Source organism: Haliea sp. (genome assembly GCF_041395985.1).
Taxonomy (GTDB): Bacteria; Pseudomonadota; Gammaproteobacteria; order Pseudomonadales; family Halieaceae; genus Haliea.
In genome coordinates, this window is record NZ_JAWKZJ010000006.1 from 1 (window position 1) to 17625 (window position 17625).

A 17625-nucleotide genomic window follows, 5' to 3' on the forward strand; every position below is an offset into this window, starting at 1 on the left:
CCGTAGAGCGCTGCCAGGACCGGATAGTCGCTCAGGTAGCGCTGCAGGTTCTCGCGCTGTTCTGGTTTCAGGCGCCAGGCATGGCGTCGCATGAGGCTCAGTAGTCCCCGGTTCCGGCGACCTGTTGGTTGCCGTTTAAAACTGACCCAGGGTTTCCGTCCAATTCTGACCCGGGTTATGGGTGCCCAGTATACCTAGGCGTCTGTGGATAAGTCTGTCTTTTCTGGTTCGCTGTCTCCTTCATCGGGTTGGGTTGTCGTCGGTTTTCTTCGCTTGCCGCTGGCCAGGCTGTGACGGAACCGCCAGGACTCATTGCCGGTCTCCACGATGTGGCAGTGGTGGGTGAGCCGGTCGAGCAGGGCCGTGGTCATCTTCGCATCACCGAATACGCTGCCCCATTCGGCAAAGCCCAGATTGGTGGTGATCATCACGCTTGTGCGCTCGTAGAGTTTCGATAGCAAGTGGAACAGCAGTGCTCCACCGGCCTGGCTAAACGGCAGGTAGCCCAACTCATCGAGGATCACCAGATCAACATGGGTCAGGCGGTACGCCAGCTGACCCTGCTTGCCAGCAGCCTTTTCCTGCTCGAGAGTGTTGACCAGCTCTACCGTCGAGAGGAACCGCACCCGGCGCTGATGCCGCTGGATCGCCTCCACGCCGATGGCGGTGGCCAGATGAGTCTTGCCGGTTCCTGGGCCGCCAATCAGCACCGCGTTCTGTGCGCTGCTCATGAACTCACCATCGTGGAGCCGCCGGACCAGCACCTCATCGACCCGTGCCTGGGTAAAATCGAAGCCCGCCAGATCGCGATGTGCCGGGAACCGCGCCGCCTTCATCTGATAGGCCAGGGATTTTACCTCCCGCTCCGCCGATTCCGCGGCCAGCAGTACCTGCAACACCTGCTCCGCATCCATTGCGTGGCTACGTGCCTTCGCCATCAGTTCCGGCAAGGTCTGCGCCATGCCATGGAGTTTTAGCGACTTCAGCTGTGAGATCAGGTCATTCGACATGGTTCACCTCCGCCGGCACCGGGCTGCGCAGATGGTCGTAACGCTGCACATTGGCCAGGGGTTCCTCACTGAGCGTCAGCGAGGTTTCCACCGGCGTTTTCGGGGGCAACGGTGATTGCAGCCGGGCGAGCACGTTCAGCACGTGGTCGCCGCTGATGTTGCCGGACTCCAGTGCCAGCTCCACCGCGACCAGCACCGGTTCCAGTCCTTCGGAGACAACCGCGGCCAGGACCTGAGCCATGATCCGGTCGCCACCCTCCTGACGCAACAGATACCGCTGCAGGGTCCTGAGGCGCTCAGGCATCTCGGTGAACGGGGCGCCATTGCGCAGTGCTCCAGGCTTACGCTGCAGCACACCGACATAGTGTTGCCAGTCATAGACCGTCTGGTAGCGTTCAAAGCAGCGGCGGTGTCGCGCCACCTCCTCACCCTCGGCCACCAGGACAAGTTCCCAGGGATACACACGCAGGCTGATGACCTGGTGTGCCAGCTCCGCTGGCACACTGTAGCGACTGCGCTGATAATGGATCAGGGCCGTGGCGGAGACTCGCACCGGCTGTTCGATATAGCCGTCAAACGGATGTGGATTGGGCATCAGGTGTGGCTGTTCATCCTCCAGTACCGAAAGGAGGGTCAGGTCGGGGCAATCTGGATGACGCATGTCCATCCAGGCCGCACGGCATTCGCTGGCGAGCCAGTCATTCAACGCCTCCAGTGAAGGCCAGTGGCGGGCGTTGGCATTGGCCCACAGTTGCCGGCGGCGGTCCTGCACGTTCTTCTCCACGACCCCCTTCTCCCAGCCCGCGGCCCGGTTACAGAACTCCGGCTCAAACAGGTAGTGGCCGGTCATCGCCTGGAATCGCGCGTTGACGGTGCGCTCCTTGCCACGCCCGATCTTGTCCACTGCCGTCTTCATGTTGTCGTAGATGCCGCGTCGGGGCACGCCACCAAAGGCCTTGAATGCTCGGGCATGGGCATCAAACAACATCTCATGCGTCTGCAGCGGGTAGGCCACCACCAGGAAGGCGCGACTGTGGGCCAGCTTGATATGGGCCGCCTCCAGTCGACGTCGAATGCCGCCGATCACGGCGTACTCGCAGCTCCAGTCGAACTGGAAGGCCTCACCAGGGGCAAACCTCAGGGGGATGAAGGCTTTGCGGGCCGGGGCGGCACCGCCGGCTTCGCGCCATTGCCTGACAAAGATGGCCACTCGGGCGTAGCCACCCGGATAGCCCTGCGCCTGCAGCAAATGGAACAATACCTTGGCGGTGCGCCGGTCGCGTTTGGGACGGTGACTGTCGGTGCGTAGCCAGGTCGCCAGCTGTTCTTTGTAAGGGTCCAGGATGCTGGGGACGGTGCGACGGGGATACGCGGGTTCGCGCATCTCGCTTTGACGTAGCCAGTGCCTGAGGGTGTTGCGGGATAAACCGGTCTGCCGCGCAATCTCGCGCAGGGGGACCTTGTCGCGGAAATACATCCGCCGAATCTTGGCTAACATGCCCACTGTGATCACTCCTTCGTACCCCGCTCAAAAAATGAGCAGGGTAGTCGATTCAGTGGGTCAGTTTTGGATGGAAATTACCCCCTTAGGTGGGTCAATTTTGGGCGGCATTCAACAACATTGCCTCTGCCCCTGCTCGCCATCCGTCCGCAACGCACAGAGCTTCACGCTCGTCCTCCGGCATTTGGTCTAGCCAATCATCAATCGTCATCGAAAGCTCCGCTTGTTGGCCCGGATCAGGTTAGCCACTGCCACAAGCCATAGAGGATGGTGGCGAACATCGGGATGATCGCCAGGGTGATGGTGAGGATGGCCCACACCATGCCTATGCCGAAGTCGCTGCCTTTGCTCATTTATTGATCAATCCTTGCCCTGGAAACCGTTGAAGAGATAAACGTGGCAACCTTCGCTGGAGATCACTGGTGGCCACCATTATGATTGCCAAGTTTCCAACCAAGCGTAGCAGCTCAAAGGCATCTTGTGGGTAGACTGTTAGCTGTGGAAAGGTCATCCACGGTTAGTAAAGTGGCGTGGATATGTTAGATTATGCTGTATATCTATACAGCCAGTTACCCGGGGTGAACAGCTGATAAACATCACCATCAGGGTAATCGTTAGTTGCGCCTGGATGGCAAATATAAACGAGGGTATTCATGGAAAAGCTCAGTGACCGTAAGGCCAGAGGTGTTGAATTGCATCCAAAATTGACCCACTAACACCCCAAATTTGCATCGAATTTTGACCCACGTGTAAAACTCCCCCTGCATAAAAAATGAGCAGGGGTTTCAGGAGTGATAGACGTGGCATTAGTAAGTGTAATTCGACGCTGGCACCTGCGTGACGGCCTGCCGATCCGGGAGATCGCACGCCGCACCGGTCTTTCCAGAAACACGGTTCGCAAGTATCTGGCTAGCCAGGATCTCGAACCAACGTACCCTGCGCGCAAATCCCCCAGCAAGCTGGACGAGTACGAGGAGACCCTGACCAACTGGTTGTTCAGGGAGTCCCGGCGGCACCGGAAGCAGCGCCGCACCGTGAAGCAGCTGTACCGGGATCTACTTGGACTGGGCTACACCGGCTCCTACGACCGGATCGCAGCCTTTGCCCGCCAGTGGCGCCAGGAGCAGCAGGACGCCCGGCTGCTCGCCGGCAAGCAGGCTTTTGTTCCCTTGCGGTTCGCCCTCGGCGAAGCCTTCCAGTTCGACTGGAGCGAGGACTGGGTGCGGATCAACGGCGTCAGCACCAAGTTACAGATCGCCCACGTGAAGCTGAGTTACAGCCGCGCGTTCTTCCTGCGTGCCTACCTGACCCAGTCCCACGAGATGTTGTTCGACGCCCACTACCACGCTTTTGCAGCCTTCGGTGGTATCCCCGAGCGCGGCATTTACGACAACATGAAGACCGCAGTGGACAAGGTCGGCCGCGGCAAGCAACGGCAGGTCAATAAACGCTTCTACGCCATGGTCAGCCACTACCTGTTCGAACCCGAGTTCTGCAACCCAGCGGCTGGCTGGGAGAAGGGCCAGGTGGAGAAAGGCGTGCAGGATGCCCGCCATGGCCTGTGGTACGACCCGCCGCCGTTCAAGTCATTGCAGGAGCTCAACAACTGGCTGCAGGCGCGTTGCCGGGAGCTGTGGTCGGAGACCGCGCATCCAGAGTTCAAGGCTCGCTCCATTGCCGAATGCCTGCTGGATGAGCAGTCGCACCTGATGCCGGTGCCAGCCGCCTTCGACGGCTTCATCGAGCACAGCAAGCGGGTCTCCTCCACCTGCCTGGTCACCTTCGAACACAATCGCTATAGCGTACCGGCCAGCTTCGCCAACCGGGTTATAAGCCTGCGGGTATACCCGCAGCGGTTGGTTATCGTTGCCGAAGCCCAGGTGGTGGCCGAGCACGAGCGCGTGTTCAGTCGGGATAGGCGCCCGCCGGGGCAGACGGTCTACGACTGGCGCCACTACCTCTCGGTGGCACAACGTAAACCCGGTGCCCTGCGCAATGGCGCCCCGTTCCTCGAGCTACCCGACAGCTTCCGACAGTTGCGCGCCAGGCTGATCAAGCGCCCAGGGGGCGACCGGGAGATGGTTGAAGTTCTGGCGCTGGTGTTGCTACACGACGAGCAGCGGGTGGTGCAGGCGGTGGCACTGGCGCTGGAATCCGGCGAGCCCTCCAAGCAACACATCCTCAACTGCCTGAGCCGGCTGGAGGAACCAGAGCGACCCCAGCGCCTGCAACCGCCACCGGCGCTGAAACTGGTCTGCGAACCTGTGGCCGATACGGCACGTTACGACAGCCTGCGGAGGGCGCGCCATGAAACCTGATGCCATGATCACCACGCTGAAAACCCTGAAGCTGCACGGCATGGCCGATGCCATCGGCGAACTCGCCGAGCAGGCGTCCCCGGCCTACCAGCAGGCCATCCCGGTGCTGGAGATGCTGCTCAAGGCGGAAGCCTCTGAGCGGGACGTGCGTTCGATTAACTACCAGATGACCGTGGCGAAGTTCCCGGCCTACCGAGACATCACCGGCTTCGACTTCAGCCAGAGTCCGGTGGACGAGGCGCTCGTGAAGTCACTGCACCGCTGCCAGTTCCTGGAGGACGCGCAGAACATTGTCCTGGTTGGCGGCCCCGGCACGGGCAAAACGCATCTGGCCACTGCCATTGGCGTCCAGGCAATCCAGCACCACCGACAGCGGGTGAGGTTCCTGTCCACCATCGAGCTGGTTAACGCCCTGGAGCAGGAGAAGCAGGCCGGGCAACAGGGGCGAATGGCGAATCGCCTGATCCACACCGATCTGGTGATACTGGACGAGTTGGGCTACCTGCCCATCAGTCAGGCTGGCGGAGCCTTGCTGTTCCATCTGATCAGCAAGCTGTACGAGCGCACGAGCATCATCATCACGACCAACCTCGGCTTCGCTGAATGGTCGTCGGTGTTTGTAGACGAAAAGATGACGACGGCGCTACTGGATCGGCTGACCCATCACTGCCATATCCTGGAGACCGGCAACGACAGCTACCGGTTGAAAAACTCGACAGTGAATCAGGATGCAGGAAGACGAGGCAGGAAACTGAAATCTACGCCATAATCTGGCGTTCAGGGTGGGTCAATATTAGATGCAAATCCCGGGTCAGTTTTAAGTGCAAAGCAACATGGCCGGTGGTCTGGGCTCAAAAAAAGTTGATATTACATGGTCCACTGAAGAATCAGGTCTTTTAATGGCAATTTCGGTCAAGACTATAAACTTCAAGGATGGAAAAACTAGGAATTATCAGAAAAATTTAACCAATCGTCGCGGTGACTTGCTTATGGAGGCGGTCACATTGCATAGAAGGTTTCCATATTCAGTTCTTGCCGCTTTTTTCTTCCTGGATGCCGGGGCCGAAAATGACGGAACTCCAAAGCGACGCTCCACATTCCTGAATGCACATGCCCGATTGAAGCTTTTTACTGATAGGTCAGATCCTGCTGGGCGAGAGGAGCAATTCGAGCGTTTCTACTTAATTCTTCTGGAGGCTTCACCAAATAGTGTTTCTGTTCGTCCATTCAAGGTTGGAGACCCAGATAATGAGGTTTCACTCTCTCAGATGCTAGATGAGATTCTGGAACTGGTGGCTGAGCGAAATCCAGATTTCTACGAATTTGATGATGGTAGGCTGATAAAGCTATAGCAGTAATCCTCAGTGATAACATCCGCGACGGCTAGACCGGGTGATGAAGGCCTCAAGCTGGCCGTTATCGACGGGGGCGGCGTGATCCTGCTGGGTATCCAATGCTGTGCTTCCTGTGCCTGCTACCTGGGGCCATCATGGCAACGGGAGAGGTTACCGGCGAATATCCCTGGCGACAAACAGATGATGTTGCCGAAGCTGGTTTAAGTGTGGTGGGTGCTGTCACTGCCCGTTCTTGATCTGGCGTAGTACGGTTCCGCAGTCCTTGATCTTGAAGTATCCGTTCCTCAGGCCCTTTACGACCTGACCCTCCGCGGTTCTGTAAGGCCAGACTTCAATTTTTCTGGTTTCTCCCGCGAGGTCGAAGTAGGGGAGGTGGGCGCGGAAGGCTTGGATGATGTACTTCTTGCCTGCTTTGCAGACGGCTTCGAATTCGTGGGTTGGACCAAGTATTATTCTTGTGTGGCCATTTCTATGTGGTGCAATCGGCTGGCTACGTTCTTTCCAGCGTCCGTAGGTTTCGCATCATGTTTGTGAATTCGTCCAGAAGCTCCGGGTCATAGAACCTTCGGTCGCGCTCCATAATGTTGAGGGCCTGATCCCAGGGGACACCTCTGTGGTAGGGGCGGTCTTCGGTAATGGCATCGAAGGTGTCGCAAATCCGGAGCATCCTGGCAAAGCATGGGATCTCGGTGCCACCTATTCCCTTGGGATACCCGCTACCATCGAAGTTCTCATGGTGAAGCAGTACGACATCCTGTACTTCCTGCTCTAAGCCTAGAGGGAAGATGATTTCATGCCCAATTTCTGCGTGCTGCTTCACGAGCGCCATCTCTGCGGGAGTGAGGCGTGATGCCTTGTTCAGGATGACTTCGGGTATCGCCATTTTGCCGATATCGTGGATCTCTGCTGCCCGCTTGAAGTTCAGGGCCTCGTCACTGGAACAACCGAGGTGCATGGCGAAGTTGTAGGCATCGCCACCGGACCGGAAATGGTGGCCAGCGAGATCAGGGTCCCGAAACGAGACAATTCCTTCCACGAATTTGAAGATTCTATCCATTCTTTGCCGGAGCACTCCTTCGCCAGCAGCACTGTTCTTTTGCACACAGCAATAGTGCGCCAACTACTTTGTATAGCTTTTGTCTAGGCTGTGTCAATCGAGTTTGACAGATTTGTAAAGTTGGCTCAAAGACTGCTGGCGCCGTATTGGATCCAGCTATCTCGGGCGATGATGAAGATTGAGCAGACTGCCTGTGTGGGCGCCCTGCTGGCAGGCCAATCCGGTCTATCCGTTACCACGATCGTTACCAATGCCCGGGTTTGACGTGGGGTAGAACGGGGTAAAAGTGCTGTAAGTTATTGATTCTTGGCCCCGGTGGCACCCTGTTTGCCTCCACGGACGGGTTCAAATCCTGCCGTCCCGACCAATTACCACTGTAAAATCAGCATCTTGCAGACGACCCTCTTGGGTCGTTTTTTGCGTTCGGGGGAAATTCGGGGGCTCTACCCAGTTAACGGGGGATGCGCCGATATTCACTAAACCCTGTTGATAATACCATCCGGCTCGCGACCCAATTTTGGGGTCGCGAGCCCCAGACACGAGTCAAACTACTAGGGCTAGATGGAAAGCCTTTATAGGCCTGCAAATGTCAATATATTTTACACTGCAGTTTCCAGCTCTTCTAAAAAAAATTCTGTAACCATATATTTTTATGACATAAAAATTTCAATGGCTTGGTTATTGCTTCCAGAGAGCTCGCGGTGAAAGGTTGGCGCGATTTCGCTGTGCTAAGTGCATGCTGCGGGGGCTAACTTTAACCAAAACAACAGTTTCTAGCTGTCCGGCGAGACGGCATAAACGCCGCTAATCAAGGGGTAAGGAATTATGAAAACAAATATCATCTGGAAGTGGTTGCCCATTGCGGGTTTTCTTACTGTTTTTTCCAATAGTGGTCTGGCAACTCCCATGACCAGTCTTGTCGGAGATAAAGACTGCTTTGGTACCGGGGGTGCCTGTATTGAAGATGGATCAACCTGGCTTCCAGGTGGATGGGGATCTGTGACTGCTACTGCAGCCGATCCCGCTTTTACCGATGTACAGGTAAACGGAGGCGCCCCTTTTTGGACGCATTTGTTCGCTTCTGGCTCATATTCAAGTGCTCTGCTCAACATCAGGACGGCGGGAATTGCCGATATAGGCGGTCCATATTCTGTGCTGGTGGATGGCACTGAAGTCGGTTCCATGCCAAATGATGGTTTCGGTCATATATTAGTTGAAACTTTCAGTTTCGCTTTTAATCCTTCATTACTGGCAGATGGCACAGCTATTGTGAGTATTGCTGGAATCCGTTCGGGTGATGCCTGGGCCGTTGATTATTCAGAAATTGTTTTCGAGGGTGCAGCTGAGCCGGTTCCTGCTCCCGCAACGCTGGCTCTGTTTGGCTTGGGCCTCGTGGGCCTCGGCTGGTCAAGGCGCAAGAAAGCATGAAGATAGAGCTCCTATCCGTTAGCACGCTTGGTCTGGGTTTTATAGACCAACCGTGCTAATGGGGAGACCATCGGGTTGGGCTGGTGCCAAGGTGGTTGTTGTTGACCAGCAGAACGCCAGGTGTTTTTTTCTCTCCGTTGCGTGTAAAGCCCTGTGTTGGGGGCTTTACGCCTACGGGATCGCAGGCACCCCCGGACGGTAATCCTCCAAGTTCAAGTTCCGCCCCGGATGAGACAGCCTGGAGACAGTGAAGCGGAGTGATCGGTAAAATTCCCGCTATCAGTCCAGTCCGGAGCCGTGTATAACGTGCGCTATTCGCGCATTGAGTGCACTTTTGCCCCGTGTCTAACCCGCTTTGGATTGCCAGCATCGCCCGCTGCGGAGCGTATCTGCTTCTGTCCGGGGTCATTCTCTCCTGCCTGCTTGTCTGGCAATCTCCCGGCGCCAGTGAGGGCAAGCTGGAGCCACTGTGGAGCTTTGGGTCGGCGCTGCTTGGCGAGCGCTCCGTGGGCGACACCACTGACGACGTCATGCCCGACGCGGCGCCGGTTGCCCACGATTTTTCCATCTCTCATCACGTCCTGCACACGGTGCCGCTGGCTGAGGCCGCGGTACGCCTTCATGTTACCCGCTATCCACTGATTCCCCAGGGTCCCCCCGGGCTCGTCTGATCCACTGCCCAATGCGGCGCTGCAAGCGTGTGATGCCGGAATCTCCGGTATCGGCTGGTGCCGCGATCCATGGTGTGTTTATGACGGGTAACTTTCGATGCAAGTAATTGATTTTATGGGCTGGCGCAAACTGGCGCTGGCTGTTTCCGCGGTGTTGCTGCTGGTATCAGTGGCGTCTTTTTTTGGTCGGCAGCTCGCCTGGGGCCTGGACTTTACCGGTGGTACGCTGGTCGAGGTGCACTTTGCCGAAAGCGCCAACCTCGCGGCGGTGCGTGGCACGTTGGAGCAGGGCGGGTTTCCGGGCGCCATTGTTGTCGCCTTCGGTACCGACCGGGATGTTCTGATCAGGCTGCCCCAGGGGCATTCGCAGATGGCAGGTGAGACCGTGTTGAGCGTTTTACGCGATGCGGCCGATGGCGGTGTGGAACTTCGTCGCACGGAGTTTGTCGGCCCGCAGGTGGGTGACGAACTGCGTGAGCAGGGAGGCCTGGCGATGCTGCTGGCACTGGGGCTGATTACCCTGTACATCGCGTTCCGCTTTCAGTTGAAGTTTGCAGTCAGTGCCGTGATTGCACTGGTACACGACATTGTCATTACCATCGGGTTCTTTTCATTGACCGGCCTTGAGTTTGACCTCACGGTGCTGGCGGCGGTACTGGCGGTTATCGGCTACTCGCTCAATGACACCATCGTGGTCTACGACCGTATCCGCGAGAACTTTCGCAAGCTGCGCGGCCTGACACCCGCAGAGGTCATCAACCGCTCGATCACGGAGACACTGGGGCGTACCCTGGTGACATCACTGACCACGGTGCTGGTGTTGATCTCCCTCGCGATCTTCGGTGGCGACATGATTTTCGGCTTCGCGGTGGCGCTGCTGGTCGGCATTACGGTAGGCACTTACTCGTCGATCTACATGGCGTCGAACATTCTGCTGATGCTGGGCGTGACCAAGGAGGATCTGATGCTGCCGGTGCGCGAGGGCGCGGATCAGGACGGGCTTGCCCCCTGAATTCAGCTGGCGAGCAGTTTTTTCACCGCCGGGGCGCAGGCGATTTCGCCCCGGTTGAGGAACGCTTCGTGATGCTCTTCAACCTCCTCCAGGTCGTAGGCGTAGTTCACGAGAAGCCCGGCCGATTGGCGCAATCCTTTTGCCGACGTGTCCCCCAGCCAGTTGAGCCGCGCCACGCTGGCGCCGTTGCCCAGGTGGAAGCGCGCAACCGGGTCCAGTGGCGAACTGCCGCGTTTTTCCTGCACCAGGTAGCGGGCACAGAGCCTCATCAGCAGCGGCTTGAGGCGTGCCTGCAGGGCGCTGTCTTCAAGCCAGCGTGGCGTATCCAGTGCGGTGAGCAATGATGCGTCCTCGGCTGAGAGCAGCGGCTGCTGCTCGTTGGCCAGGACCGAAGTCAGCCACTTGCGGAAGCCGGGAATCGGCGAGAGTGTCGCGAACTCGTTGAGTTGTGGCATTTCGTCCTTCAGTCGCATTACCACCTGCTTGATCAGGAAGTTGCCGAAGCTGATGCCGCGCAGGCCGGGTTGGCAGTTGCTGATGGAGTAGAAGATGGCTGTGTTGATGCGCTGCTGTGGCACCACGCCCTCATGGGGCGCGAGGATGGTCTGCACTGAACTGGAGATGGCCGTGACCAGCGCCACTTCCACGAAAATGAGCGGCTCGTCGGGCAGCGCGGGGTGAAAAAACCCGAAGCAGCGGCGGTCCTTGGCGTCCAGGCGCCGGCGCAGATCGTCCCAGCCCTGCATTTCATGCACGGCTTCATACTCAATGAGCTTTTCCAGCACCACTGCCGGGGTCTGCCAGTCCATGGTACGCAACTGCAGGAAGCCGGGATTGAACCAGGAGCTGAGCAGGTGCTGAAGGTCATCATCCACCATGCGCAGTTCCGGATGTGCAGGCAGGCGCTCGAGCAGGTCTTCCCGCATGTTAACCACGGTGCGAGTGCCTGTTGGTGCCATGTTGATGCGTCTGAACAGGGTTTGCCGCGGTGATTCAACAGCGCGCGCCAGGGCACGGTAGGCCTCGGGTGTGAGCGCCGCTCGGTAGGCCTCGGCGCAGCGATTTATCAGCTCCGGGTCGGGGCTGTAGTCGCGCAACAGCACATCGAAGAACGCCGCTTTCTCGTCGCCGGTAAGACCGTTATACGCCTCGACTACTTCGTCTGCGAGAGCAATGCCAAGCGCTTCACCCTTGTTTGAGTAGAGTTCACTGCACAGTGATGCAATGGAGGGACGCTCGCGTGTCGAGCGGCGCAGGAGGTGCTTGCCCGCGGAGGCGACTGAGTTCAGCCAGCGGTTGATAACCATGGGGTGTTCCTGTCGGCATGTGAGCCGCGGATGCTACCGCCTTACGGTTGCTGTTGCCAACAGACACGTCGCCGGCCGGACGGCTAGCGGCAGCCCTCCGGCCCGGCGCAGTGTATATCCTCTACGGCGCCGCCATTGATCAGTGACCTCACCCAGTCAACGGCGCGCACGCCGCCGGCTTCCCGGGTGTAGAGTTCGCGGTAGCGCAGCAGGGTGTGGAACTCTCCCGGGCTGACGTAGCTGCGCAGCGCAGGGAGATCGGCCTTCAGTTCAGCCAGGTTGGCGTCCAGCCCGGGTAGCAACTCAGCAGGGTGGCCCAGCATGCGCAGGAAGTCTTCCTGTACCGCGTCGTAGGCGTGGTCGAAAAGGTGGAAGCGCACAGTGGGCGCGGCAGCGGCGGCCAGCCGGTAGAGATCCGGCATGGTCAGGGTTTCCGGCGTTTCTTCCGGTGCGTTGTACCAGTCGGGAAACGCCTCGAAAACACCCCACTGGCGCCAGAGAGCGGCTGGTGGTGGCAGGCGATAGCCGCCCGCACCGCCGGCGAAGTGGATCACGCGGGCCTGTGTGTAGTGTCGTGCGATGATAGCGGCGAAGAGCGGTGATGACAGGGCGCCTGCGCTGCCCCCTGACACCACGACCTGCCCAGGTTCCGGAAACCTCTTGAACAGGTACTCCAGAGCCGCATTACTGTTGGCCCAGCCCTGGTGGGCAACGGTGAAGCGACTGCCGTCCACTCGTGTGTACTCCCGGTCCTGCGTGCCGAGATGCACGTCGCCCGTACAGTAGGAGACAAAAATCTGCGACCATTCCAGGAACGGGTTTTCCGCGTTATCCAGCGCAAAAGCGCCGTCAAAGTTGCGGGGGTCGTTCCCCGCCTCGGCAGTGGCAAAGGGGCGATAGGTGGGGCGTGCAGTGACATCGCAGCTGCCTGCATCCCAGCAGGCCCCGCCGCCGTTGAAGAAGATCATGACCCTCTTCGGGTCAGCCTCGCGCACATGAAAGTTAAAGGGTGTGCCGGTCGCACAGCGCGTGGCACCGCCCGGGTGGATGGTTTCCCAGGAGGTGCTGTCCTCGGCGATGGCCGCCAATGGCACGAGGGTAAACACGCCACCCAGCAAGGTGCGGGTTATGCGGCAGAGAAGGCTCACGGGGCAGCTGCGCCGGAATCAGCCGCAATGCACTCGACCTCTGCACGGGCACCGAGGCCCAGTCCGTTGGCGCCAAAGGCACTGCGGGCCGGGTAGGGCGGGGTGAAGAAGCTGCGGTATATCGCGTTGAAGGTGCCCCACTCAGACATGTCGGCCAGCATCACCGTGCATTTCACCACGTCGTTCATGGAGAGGCCGTTGGCCTTCAACACCGTAGCGATATTCTCCATGGTCTGCCGGGCTTCCGCCTCTATGCCGCCCTCGACCAGAGCCATCGTGCCGGGCTTGATACCCAGTTGGCCCGACAAAAAATACAGGTTGCCGACTCTCACCGCCTCAGAGAAGGGCAGGTTCGGAGGCAGAGCCCCGCTGCCATTCAGATGTTCGACATCAGCAGCGAGTGCGGTGGGCAGGGTGGCCACCAGCAGCAGGCTGGCGGCAAGGTAACGAAGGTTGGCAGGCATCGCGGGTGTCCTTGGGCTGGAATCGGGCTATCTGTTCCGATGACAGTATCCCGATTGTGCCGAGCAGTAAACAGCCGCCACTCAAAGCCCCGGGTTCAGAAGGTATAGCGCAGTTTCACCCAGCCCTGGCGCCCGGGCTCATTGACACGCACCGCTTCGGGGTTGAACGGGTCCAGGTTGCCAGCGTTGACGTGGTAAGCGTAGGCGTGATCAAACAGGTTTTCGATACCGGCCTCCAGCAAGAGCTGGCCTGTCAGGTTCCAGTGGCCGTAGGCGTGCAGCACACCGAAGCCCGCGGTGGGTGAATCGACATCAACCGCGGGGTCGAAGTTATTCTGCCGGGACGCGGCAACCCACTCCAGGCCCAGAGCCCAGCCGCGTTGCTGGTAGTCCAGATTCAGTCGTGTCTCCAGTGGCGCGATCTGGGCGAGATCGCCGTTATCGCCATAGCCGCGTGTGTAGGCGATGCCCACACGCGCGCGCCAGCGCTCGTTGATCTGCAGGGCAGCATCCAGTTCGGAGCCGAACAGTGTGGCGTCGATGTTGCGATACAGGTCTGCGCTGCCCGCGGCGAAGCGTTCGATATAGTCGTCGACTTCGTTCACAAACAGGCTCAGGTTCCAGTTCAGGCGCCCGCTGTCGTGCATGAGCCTGACGTCCATCTGTTGATGCACCTCGGCGTCCAGAGTTGGATTGCCCACCCAGAAATCGCCGTTTGCGCTGCGCGCGATCCACTGCTCCGAGCTGTCCGGCGTGCGCACGGAGCGGCTAAGGTTCACGCTCATCAGGTGCGCATCGTCCAGGCGGCGATCCCACCCCAGCACTGCGCTCACGCCGTGATCGTCGTTGCGGGTCTGGGTCGTCGCATAAAACTGCTCATACAGGCGAACCGGGGTTGCACTGCCCATCATGCCGGCGCTCAGTTCAGCCTCGCCCACCTCGGAGTCGAAGCGATCCACTCGCAGACCCAGCCGCCATGTATCTACGGCGCTGCTGCGGTAGTCGGCTTCTGCGAACAGGCCAGTCTGGCGCTGCTGCGCATCCGGCCACATGCGCGCCACCAGCATGTCATAGCTGCCGTCCTTGCCCATGTCCATATACAGCTCGGCGCGGCGATCGTTGGCGCGATAGTCAACCCCGGTGCGCAGCTCCGCATCCGCCGACGACAGGGTAGCGAGCAATCGACCTCCCCAGGTGGTGGAGCTTGACGGCGCCGCGGCACCGTTGGGCATCATCGACCGGTTGCGCACGGTGTAGTTGTCCATCAGGTGGTCGACGTCGCTGAAGTAGGCAGTGAATTCCAGCGTATCGATAATACCCACGGACCGCTGTACCCACTTGGCACTGGTGCTGGCGGAATCGGCAAATACCGCATCCATGCCGTTGCCCGCATACCAGACGTCGTCTTCACTGGCCTGCTCGTGGCTGATCTCGAGGTAGGTCTCGGGGGAGAGGTCGATACCCGCCACCAGCCCAGCGCTGGTTGACTCGAAGGCGGAGGCCACGCGGTCTCCGTTGCCGTCCTCGTAATTCCCGGATTCGCGGATTGCGCCGAATGCGCGTACGTAGCCCCTGTCATTGCCAACGGCGAAATCACCGCTCAGGCTGCCCAGGTCGGAGTTGCCTGTGTAGCCGGTAGTCACTGAACCGGTCATGCCATTGTTGCCCAGCTCAGGGCGCAGGTGTTCGAAGATCAGGGTGCCGCCGCTGCCGCCCGCGCCGTAGATGACCGAGCGGTGTCCCTTGATCACCGATACGGAGTCGAAGCTGTCGACCCCCACATAGGTGCTGGGCGGGTCCATACGGCCCGGACAGGCGCCATAGCTGTAGGCGCCATTGGCGATGACATTGAGGTTGCTCTGACTCTGGCCGCGGATGATGGGGTCGAACCCGCGGCCGCCCCGGCGCAGTGCGGTCATGCCGGTTACCGAGCGCAACAGTTCGCCTGCATCGTGCGTGGGACGCGTGATGGGTGCCTCACTGAGTAGCGTGCTGCCGTCTGTGGGCTCAGCACGGGCGGTGACCTCTACCAGTTCAATGGCGAGGTCGTGACCCTGGGCGGGTAAAACGATCGTGGCGCTTGCCAGCATGACAGCCGTCGCCAGCGCGTTCTGTTTGCGGGTGAATCGCATGTGCCAAGTTCCTGGTGACAATTTCAGGGTCGCTATTATAGAAACCGGTGCCCGCGGTGGAATGCGACATATTGGCGCACCCCTCACCCAAATGAAGGAGGACAGGGGGCCGCCGTCGAGGCATTATGGGCGCTGAATTCTGTTCCGGAGTTGCCCCCGTATGTCCTTGCAGGCCTCACTCTCTTTGCAGCCGATCACGGAAAGCCCGGAGGTGATAGCGGGGTACCTCAAGGAACTCAATACCGCGGCCCTGATCATGTCAGTTGTTCACATGACGGGCGATACGCGCCTGCTGCAGGAGCTGCCGACACCGCGCACGCTGGATGTGGTGGCTGCCGGTGCCGCGGGCGGTGAAGAGCTGCTTGAGGGTGGATATACGCCGGCTCAGGTAGCGGATCTGCACCAGCGGGCGCTGACGGCGATCGCCGACTGGCAGGCGCGCGGCTGTACCCTGGAACCGCTCACAGACACCACCATCCAGGCGCTGTACCGCTTCATGTGTGGCGCAGACGTCGACCCTGAATACCTCGAGTTTATCGACGAAGAGGTCGCGATTGACGGTGTGGACCGGCGGGGGCTGCACTTCGACGATCCGGCACTGCAGGCGCGCGCGGCCGAGTTCCCTGTGGTTGTCATTGGTGCCGGTATGGGTGGTGTGCTTGCCGGTATCCGCCTGGCGGAGGCGGGGATTCCCTATACAATTATTGAAAAAAATCCGGGAGTCGGCGGCACCTGGTACGAAAATCGGTACCCCGGTTGTCGCGTCGATGTCCCGGGGCACAGTTACAGCTATTCGTTTGCGCCCAATCACGACTGGAGCAGCCACTTTCCGCTGGCGGATGAGATTCGCGCCTATTTCGACAACTGTGCCCGCCGCTTCGACGTGACACCCCATATCCGCTTCAGCACCGAAGTTGTGGCAGCGCACTACAACGACGAGACTGCTTGCTGGCAGGTGTATGTGCGGGACGCTCAGGGTAAGGAATCTGTGCTGCAGGCGCGTGCAGTGATCAGTGCGGTGGGCCAGCTGAACCGGCCTAAAATGCCGGATATCCCCGGCCTTTCCGAGTTCCAGGGCCCCGTCGTGCACTCGGGGGCGTGGCCGCAAGGCCTGGACCTCGCCGGCAAGCGCGTGGCGGTCATAGGCTCCGGCGCCAGCGCCTTCCAGATTATCCCCGAGCTGGCAGCCACCGCGTCGCATCTGGTGGCTCTGCAACGCTCTCCAGTGTGGATGTTTCCCAACCCCGGGTACCATGCGGACGTGGGGCAGGGGCAGCGCTGGGCCCTGGAGAAGCTGCCGTATTATTCCAAGTGGTACCGGTTCTGGCTGTTCTACACCTCGGTGGAGGGCGTGTACAGCCAGACCCTGGTGGACCCGGCATGGAACAGTACGCGCTCGGTGAGCGCGTCCAATGACGCCATGCGAGAAGTCCTGACGGCCTGGATTCAGTCGCAGATACAGGACCCGGACCTGCTGGACAAGGTACTACCCACTTACCCCCCATTTGGCAAACGCATCCTGCAGGACAACGGCACCTACCTCGCGGCATTGCAACGCGACACCGTAGAGGTGGTGACAGCGGGTATCCGCTGTGTGGATGGCGAGGGCATCGTTACCGAAGATGGCCGCCATCACGCGGTGGACGCCATCGTCTGCGCGACCGGCTTTCACGCCGACCGCTTCCTCTTCCCCATGCAGTTCACAGGGCGCGGCGGGGTGCAGCTCAACGCGCAGTGGTCGGAGACCAATGGCCGCGCCTATCTGGGTATCACGGTACCGAATTTTCCCAACCTGTTCTGCATCTACGGCCCCAACACCAATCTCGTGGTAGCCGGCAGTATCGCGCACAATGCCGAGTCACAGGTGCACTACATACTCGAGTGTATTCGCCTGTTGCTGGAGGGCGACCTGCGTAGCCTGGAATGTCGCCAGGATGTGCATGACCGCTACAACGAGCGGGTTGACGCGGTGAATGCGGCCACCGCCTGGGGCTCACCGCTGGTCGACAACTGGTACAAGAACGCTGCTGGACGGGTCACCGCCAACCTGCCGTTTCGTATCATTGACTACTGGAAGATGACCCGGCACGCCAATCCGGATGACTTTCTGCTGCGCTGAGAAGGCTGTGCAGTCTGGCGGTGCTCCAGTATCCTAGGGGGCGCAGTTGAAGTAACCGCGCGCCCGCCAACGGCGCAACAATAACCGAGAGGGAAGGAGAGTC

Annotated in this window: 14 protein-coding genes; 7 read left to right on the forward strand and 7 right to left on the reverse strand. The window is 59.6% G+C overall.

Annotated elements, in window-relative coordinates; all coding sequences use genetic code 11:
* Positions 1 to 194: 194 nt before the first annotated feature.
* Positions 195 to 1010, reverse strand: coding sequence for an IS21-like element helper ATPase IstB (gene istB, locus R3E49_RS11810; RefSeq protein ID WP_371295247.1), 816 nt, complete (start codon positions 1008 to 1010; stop codon positions 195 to 197).
* On the reverse strand, positions 1000 to 2514 hold the full coding sequence (gene istA / locus R3E49_RS11815) for an IS21 family transposase (RefSeq protein WP_371295248.1): 1515 nt from the start codon (positions 2512 to 2514) through the stop codon (positions 1000 to 1002). Before istA (R3E49_RS11815) ends, istB (R3E49_RS11810) begins: the two co-directional genes overlap by 11 nt.
* A gap of 797 nt (positions 2515 to 3311) precedes the next feature.
* Between istA (R3E49_RS11815) and istA (R3E49_RS11820) the strand changes: the two genes are divergently transcribed.
* From istA (R3E49_RS11820) to R3E49_RS11830, 3 genes are all read left to right on the forward strand, one after another.
* On the forward strand, positions 3312 to 4829 hold the full coding sequence (istA, locus tag R3E49_RS11820; RefSeq protein WP_371295249.1) for an IS21 family transposase: 1518 nt from the start codon (positions 3312 to 3314) through the stop codon (positions 4827 to 4829).
* Entirely contained in the window at positions 4819 to 5598 is a 780-nt protein-coding gene (gene istB, locus R3E49_RS11825) for an IS21-like element helper ATPase IstB (protein WP_371295250.1), read from the forward strand. The genes istA (R3E49_RS11820) and istB (R3E49_RS11825) overlap by 11 nt, the downstream gene beginning before the upstream one ends.
* A 64-nt stretch (positions 5599 to 5662) precedes the next feature.
* Entirely contained in the window at positions 5663 to 6181 is a 519-nt protein-coding gene (locus tag R3E49_RS11830) for a hypothetical protein (RefSeq protein ID WP_371295251.1), read from the forward strand.
* 493 nt (positions 6182 to 6674) lie between these two features.
* Here R3E49_RS11830 and R3E49_RS11835 read toward each other — a convergent pair whose 3' ends face one another.
* The gene (locus R3E49_RS11835; RefSeq protein ID WP_371295252.1) at positions 6675 to 7241 is read right to left on the reverse strand and encodes an HD-GYP domain-containing protein; all 567 of its coding nucleotides are present in this window, start codon (positions 7239 to 7241) and stop codon (positions 6675 to 6677) included.
* An 825-nt stretch (positions 7242 to 8066) separates the two neighbouring features.
* Here R3E49_RS11835 and R3E49_RS11840 point away from each other — a divergent pair.
* The 3 genes from R3E49_RS11840 to secF all read left to right on the forward strand — a co-directional run bounded on the left by R3E49_RS11840 (position 8067) and on the right by secF (position 10352).
* Positions 8067 to 8669, forward strand: a complete 603-nt coding sequence (locus R3E49_RS11840; RefSeq protein WP_371295253.1) for a PEP-CTERM sorting domain-containing protein — start codon at positions 8067 to 8069, stop codon at positions 8667 to 8669.
* A gap of 341 nt (positions 8670 to 9010) precedes the next feature.
* Positions 9011 to 9340: a hypothetical protein gene (locus tag R3E49_RS11845; protein WP_371295254.1), complete on the forward strand. Its 330-nt coding sequence runs from the start codon at positions 9011 to 9013 to the stop codon at positions 9338 to 9340.
* 97 nt (positions 9341 to 9437) lie between these two features.
* Positions 9438 to 10352: a protein translocase subunit SecF gene (gene secF, locus R3E49_RS11850; RefSeq protein ID WP_371295255.1), complete on the forward strand. Its 915-nt coding sequence runs from the start codon at positions 9438 to 9440 to the stop codon at positions 10350 to 10352.
* Between the two features lie 2 nt (positions 10353 to 10354).
* On the opposite strand, the gene R3E49_RS11855 is transcribed toward secF, so the two are convergent.
* The 4 genes from R3E49_RS11855 to R3E49_RS11870 form a co-directional block, all read right to left on the reverse strand.
* The gene (locus R3E49_RS11855) at positions 10355 to 11659 is read right to left on the reverse strand and encodes a malonyl-CoA decarboxylase (RefSeq protein ID WP_371295256.1); all 1305 of its coding nucleotides are present in this window, start codon (positions 11657 to 11659) and stop codon (positions 10355 to 10357) included.
* Positions 11660 to 11742: 83 nt separating this feature from the next.
* The gene (locus R3E49_RS11860; RefSeq protein ID WP_371295257.1) at positions 11743 to 12807 is read right to left on the reverse strand and encodes a pectin acetylesterase-family hydrolase; all 1065 of its coding nucleotides are present in this window, start codon (positions 12805 to 12807) and stop codon (positions 11743 to 11745) included.
* Positions 12804 to 13271 (reverse strand): RidA family protein, encoded by a 468-nt coding sequence (locus R3E49_RS11865; RefSeq protein ID WP_371295258.1) that lies wholly within the window; start codon positions 13269 to 13271, stop codon positions 12804 to 12806. The genes R3E49_RS11860 and R3E49_RS11865 overlap by 4 nt, the downstream gene beginning before the upstream one ends.
* 95 nt (positions 13272 to 13366) lie before the next feature.
* Positions 13367 to 15403, reverse strand: a complete 2037-nt coding sequence (locus R3E49_RS11870; protein WP_371295259.1) for a TonB-dependent receptor domain-containing protein — start codon at positions 15401 to 15403, stop codon at positions 13367 to 13369.
* Between the two features lie 160 nt (positions 15404 to 15563).
* Here R3E49_RS11870 and R3E49_RS11875 point away from each other — a divergent pair, with 160 nt between their 5' ends.
* On the forward strand, positions 15564 to 17522 hold the full coding sequence (locus tag R3E49_RS11875; protein WP_371295260.1) for a flavin-containing monooxygenase: 1959 nt from the start codon (positions 15564 to 15566) through the stop codon (positions 17520 to 17522).
* The last annotated feature ends 103 nt before the right edge of the window (positions 17523 to 17625 follow it).